This is a genomic window from Dyella sp., assembly GCF_035508675.1.
Taxonomy (GTDB): Bacteria; Pseudomonadota; Gammaproteobacteria; order Xanthomonadales; family Rhodanobacteraceae; genus Dyella_B.
Window position 1 is genome coordinate 1 of sequence record NZ_DATJMN010000215.1, and the last position, 5318, is coordinate 5318.

The 5318-nt window shown below is 62.0% G+C and carries 6 protein-coding genes; 2 read left to right on the forward strand and 4 right to left on the reverse strand.

The window, feature by feature from the left end:
- From VMA74_RS11155 to VMA74_RS11170, 4 genes are all read right to left on the reverse strand, one after another.
- On the reverse strand, positions 1-530 hold a 530-nt coding region (locus VMA74_RS11155; RefSeq protein ID WP_325366924.1), incomplete at its 3' end, for a lipid II flippase MurJ.
- A gap of 96 nt (positions 531-626) precedes the next feature.
- Positions 627-1382 (reverse strand): Bax inhibitor-1/YccA family protein, encoded by a 756-nt coding sequence (locus tag VMA74_RS11160; RefSeq protein ID WP_325366926.1) that lies wholly within the window; start codon positions 1380-1382, stop codon positions 627-629.
- Between the two features lie 42 nt (positions 1383-1424).
- Entirely contained in the window at positions 1425-1733 is a 309-nt protein-coding gene (locus tag VMA74_RS11165) for a hypothetical protein (RefSeq protein WP_325366928.1), read from the reverse strand.
- A gap of 3 nt (positions 1734-1736) precedes the next feature.
- Positions 1737-2060 carry a YbjQ family protein gene (locus VMA74_RS11170; RefSeq protein WP_325366930.1) on the reverse strand — a complete coding sequence of 108 codons (324 nt, stop codon included), beginning with the start codon at positions 2058-2060 and terminating at the stop codon, positions 1737-1739.
- Positions 2061-2210: 150 nt separating this feature from the next.
- Between VMA74_RS11170 and VMA74_RS11175 the strand changes: the two genes are divergently transcribed.
- Entirely contained in the window at positions 2211-4922 is a 2712-nt protein-coding gene (locus VMA74_RS11175; protein ID WP_325366932.1) for a pitrilysin family protein, read from the forward strand.
- A gap of 155 nt (positions 4923-5077) precedes the next feature.
- Positions 5078-5318, forward strand: a 241-nt coding sequence (locus VMA74_RS11180; protein WP_325366934.1) for a type II toxin-antitoxin system RelB/DinJ family antitoxin, incomplete at its 3' end; no start/stop codon positions are given.

Genomic DNA, 5318 nt, shown 5'->3' on the forward strand with positions numbered 1-5318 from the left:
AGCATGGTCAGGATCATGGAGAGATTCCAGATCACCGGCGCCGCATACGAAAGGAAGAACTTGTGGTGGCTGTTGAGGATGCCCAGGCACCATGCCGACCACACCAGGATGCCCGTGCCGGGAAAAAGAATGCGCACGATCAGGATGGTCAGCTCGCGCTTTTCACCCGTGTAGCCCGGTGCAATCAGCCAGAGCAGATACGGCGTGGCCAAGATCCCCAGCGCAACGATGACCGAAATGATCAGCGCCAGAATCGCAAAGATCGCACCCGCCAGGCGGTCGGCTTCCTCCTGCTTGTGCTGCGCCAGCAGGCGCGCATAGACCGGAATGAAAGACGCCGAAAGCACGCCTTCCCCAAACAGGTTCTGCAGAAAATTCGGCACGCGCAAGGCGGCGCTGAAAATGTCGGCCGCGTCGGAAAGACCGAAAAAATGCGCAAAAACCCGCTGCCGCACCAAGCCGAACAAACGGCTGCAAAGTATGCCTGCGCCCACCAGCAAGGCATGGCCGCGGCCTGCGTCTTTCGTCATGGCTGCCTGGGTTGCCGGAAAAACGGCAAGGTTAGCATTGCGGGCTGTGCGTAGGTTGGGGTGAGCGCAGGCGAACCCCAACCTACAACTGCAGCGTCAGCGGCGCGCCTTCGACAGCAAGCGCAGCAACTCCATGTACAGCCACACCAGCGTCACCATCAGCGCGAAAGCGCCATACCATTCCATGTACTTGGGTGCGCCGGCCTTCGCGGCACGGTCGATCATGTCGAAATCGAGCACGAGGTTGAGCGCCGCCAGGCCGACCACCAGCAGGCTGAAGCCGATGCCGAGGGCGCCGGTTTCATGGATGAAGGGGATCTGGATATGCGTGAACGCACGCAGCGCCATATCCACCACATACAGCAGCGCAATGCCGCCGGTAGCCGCCACCACGCCCATGCGGAACCTGTCGGTGACCTTGATCAAGCCGGAGCGATAAGCCAACAACATCACCGCCAGCACGCCGACGGTAAGCATCACCGCCTGCAGCACGATGCCGGGGAAGCGCAGGTTCATCACGGCCGAAATGCCGCCGAGCGCGAAGCCTTCCGCAATCGCATACAACGGCGCAGTGATGCCGGCCCAGCGCTGCGCGAACGTGGTCAGCAGCGCCAGCACCAGGCCAACCAGCAGGCCGCCCCACATGAAGGGGCTGATCGCGGCCAGCGCAGCGTCGAGGCTGCCGCCTGCTGCCACGTCGGCGAAGCGTTGCCAGGTCCAGCCGCCGGTGATGACCGCCAGCATTAGCAACAAAGCCGTGCGCGTCACCGTGCCGTTGGTGGTCATGCGCTCGCCCGTGACGGCCAAGCCTTGAAACGCCTTTTCCCGCAATACCGGATTTCCCGATGCCATGTCTGCTCCTAAGTTGAACCCATCGATTGGGATGGTGCCCTGTCAAGGCGCCCGTCCCCGCTCATCCACGACGATGTAATGCCGCTCCCCGTCGCGTGGATCGAAATATACGGCAGTAAGCTGCCCGCTGCCCGGATCGACGAAACGCTCGCCTGTATCCTGCCAGCGCGGATCCGGGCCGCCGCGCAACAACGGCTTGTAGCGCCAGCGCTCGATGGCCAGGCCCACCACCAGCAACAACCCGCCGACGATCAGCTGCGGCAGCAAGGCCACCATCACGCCGGTCAGGAAAGCAATGCCGGCACCCACCAGCAGCAGGCCGCCGATCACATACAGGACGATGGTCAACATGATTCAAGTCGGCGGGTCGAGCACCACGGCGGTGCCATAGGCCACGATCTCGCTCATGGTCTGGCCGATTTCGGCCGAGTCGAAGCGCATCATCACCACCGCATTGGCACCCATCGCCTTGGCGTTGGTCACCAGGCGATCGAGCGCGTGGCGGCGTGCTTCTTCCAGCATCTGCGTGTATTCGTGGATCTCGCCGCCGACCAGGGAGCGCAAACCCGCCACCAGGTTGCCGCCGATGCCGCGGCTGCGCACCACCACACCGAACACCTGCCCCTTTACCTGGACCACCTGATGGCCCGGCACATTCTCGGTCGTCACCACCAACATAGCCTCGCTCCTTTTTCGGGAAAACTTGCGATGTGCGCACGATACTCTGTCTTCACCGTCGTATGCAGGTCCTTGTGGCACTTAAGGGATCGCGCGGCACTATGGCAACATCCGGCGGTCTATCGCTGTCATCCCACAAGGAACCCGAACATGATGTCGAGCCCGTTCAAGACATTGGCATGGAGTGTATTGCTAGGCGTGGGGCTGCTAAGCGCCAGCATCCCGGCGCGCGCCGACGCACCCGCGGCTCCCAAGGCCGTAGCCAACGACAGCCAGGTGTTGCGAGCCACCCTCGACAACGGCCTGCGCGTGGTGATCGTGCGCGAAACGCTGTCGCCCATGGTGACCACGCAGATCACCTATCTTGCCGGCGGCTACCAGACGCCGGCGGGTTTCCCCGGTACTGCGCACGCGCTGGAGCACATGATGTTCCGCGACAGCAAAGGCATGACCGGCGCCCAGCTCAACGAAATGACCGGCAAGATGGGCGCGGACAACAACGCGTTCACCACCAATGACGCCACGCAGTTTTACTTTGTGGCGCCGTCGAATTACCTTGATTTGCTGCTGCGCATCGAATCGACCCGCATGGACGGCGCATTGCTCACCCAGCAGGACTGGCAGCGCGAGCGCGGCGCGATCGAGCAGGAAGTATCACGCGACATCTCGGAGCCGGAATTCCTCGCCTTCGAGAAAGCCGAGGGCATTCTGTATGCCGGCACGGGTTATGCCGAGGATCCGCTCGGCACGCGCTCTTCGTTCAACAAAACCACCGCGGCGGATCTGCAGAAGTTCTACCGGGAATGGTACGCGCCCAACAACGCCCTGCTGGTGATCGTCGGCGACGTCGATCCGCAGCAGACTCTGGCCAAGGTGCGGCAACTGTTCGGCCAGATTCCCCAGCGTCCGCTGCCGCCGCGCGAGCCGGTGAAACTGCAGCCGGTGAAGCCGGAAACCATCGCCTCCACCACGCCGCGCGGCACCGGCGCCGTGCAGTTCATGTATCGCATGCCGGGCATGATGGACAAGGACAATGCCGCCGCCCAGGTGTTGCTGGATGTGCTGAACAATGCACGCAGCTCGCTCTCCCAGCTTGCCGTCCAGGGCAAGGTGCTCAGCACCAGTGCACAATTGCAGCCTTTCAGCCATGGCGGCATCGGCATCGTTGAAGTCGACTTTCCCAAGGGCGGCAATGCAAACCAGGCGCAAGCCGATCTGGATGGCGTGATCAACGATCTGCTGAAGAACGGTGTACCCGCCGACCTGGTCGAGGCATCGAAACAAGCGGAAATCGCCCAAGCCGAATTCAACAAGAACAGCGCGGTGAGCCTTGCCAGCGCATGGTCGCAAGCCATTGCCTGGATGGGCTTGAAGTCACCGGAAGAAGCGGAAGACCAGATTCGCCAGGTCACCGTCGCCGACGTGAACCGCATTGCCCGCCAGTACTTGAAGCCGGACGAACGCGTGACCGTGGTGCTCACGCCCAACCAGAACGGTCAGCGGCCACCCGATAGCGGCGGTTTTGGCGGTTCCGAGTCCTTCAACAGCAACGAAAAGCTGGATGCGCCGCTGCCCACATGGGCCGCCGAAAAACTCAGCAAGCTGGAGATGCCGCGCTGGACGCTGTCGCCGGTGGACATGAAGCTCGACAACGGCATCCGCCTGATCGTGCAGCCCACGCGCATCAGCAAGACCGTTACGGTGGTCGGCCATATCGACAACAACCCCAAGCTGCAAGAACCGGCCGGCAAGGAAGGCGTAGCGCGCCTGTTGGATTCACTGTTCGATTACGGCAGTAGCACGCTGGATCGTGATGCCTTCCACAAGGCACTGGATGACATTTCCGCCTCCGAAACCGGCGGCACCGACTTCGGCGTAGCGGCGCTCAGCGATCACTTCGATCGCGCCATGCAGTTGCTGGCCGACAACGAACTTCACCCTGCCCTGCCGCAACAAGGCTTCAATGTGCAGCAGGAAACGCTGGCACGCGCGCTCGCCGGCGAGATGCAATCCCCGCAGTACAAGATGATGAAGGCGCTGCGCGCCGGCCTGCTGCCCGCGGGCGATCCGGATCTGCGCCTGCCCACGCCCGACACCATCGGCGCGCTGAAACTGCAAGATGTGAAGGATTATTTTGCCAACACGTACCGCCCGGATCTGACCACCATCGTCGTAGTCGGCGACGTCACGCCCGCGCAGGCCAAGGCCACCGTCGAGCGTTACTTCGGCCAATGGAAAGCGCAAGGCGCCAAGCCCGACGTGGTATCCCCGCCAGTCCCGGTCAATCCTCCCGGCTATGCCGTGATCGACAACTCATACGCCTCGCAGGACCAGGTGCTGATGGGGCAGATTCTCCCGCTCAACATGCATAACCCCGATCGCTACGCACTGCAGCTGGGCAACAACGTGCTGGGCGGCAACGGCTTTGCATCGCGCCTGATGACCGACATCCGCGTCAAGCACGGCTATGCCTATGGCGCGGACTCGGGCATGCAGTTCGACCGCTCGCGTTCGGTCTTCTTCGTGCAGTACGGTAGCGACCCGGACAAGGTGGCGCCGGTCAATGCACTGATCCACCAGAACCTGCTGGCGATGCAGACCACGCCGATCAAGCAGAGCGAACTGGACAACGCCCGCCAGTATGAAATCCGCTCCATTCCCGTCGGCGTATCGAGCATCAACAGCATTGCGCGCGCACTGCTCAATTGGGCGTGGCACGACGAGCCGCTGGACCAGCCGATGGTGGCGGCAAAGCACTACCTCACGCTCACCCCGGAACAGGTGCAGGCGGCGTTCAAGAAATATCTGAAGCCGAATAACCTGATGCAGGTGGTGCAGGGGCCGCCGCCGGCGAAGCATTGAGCGCCCAATCGTGCTGATGCCTCATCGCGCGAAGAGGGCACATGGATGTGCCCGGCTTTGAAGAGCCAGGAAAGCCGGGCTCAGCGCTTTTCAGGCGAACCTGCCTGTATCTCTTTTGAGATACAAAATACCTCCGACCCCAAGGAGGTATATTCATGGCTGCCCACAGCTCGATGTTGCATGTCCGCATTGTTGACGACCTTAAGAATGCCGCTACAGAAAAATTGGCCAACTTCGGATTGACCGTCTCCGACGCGGTACGCATTCTGCTCACATGGGTGGTCAAAGAAGGCGCGCTACCTGCCGGGCTCACGACGGATACGGAAGCCTACGATGCATGGTTCCGTGAAAAAGTAAGAGAGGCGCTTGCCGATACACGGCCAACGCATTCTCACA

Bases quoted from the DNA above. Each gene is read 5' to 3' on its own strand.
- VMA74_RS11160 (WP_325366926.1), bottom strand. From the start codon at position 1,382: ATGGCATCGGGAAATCCGGTATTGCGGGAAAAGGCGTTTCAAGGCTTG.
- VMA74_RS11165 (WP_325366928.1), bottom strand. From the start codon at position 1,733: ATGTTGACCATCGTCCTGTATGTGATCGGCGGCCTGCTGCTGGTGGGT.
- VMA74_RS11170 (WP_325366930.1), bottom strand. From the start codon at position 2,060: ATGTTGGTGGTGACGACCGAGAATGTGCCGGGCCATCAGGTGGTCCAG.
- VMA74_RS11175 (WP_325366932.1), top strand. From the start codon at position 2,211: ATGATGTCGAGCCCGTTCAAGACATTGGCATGGAGTGTATTGCTAGGC.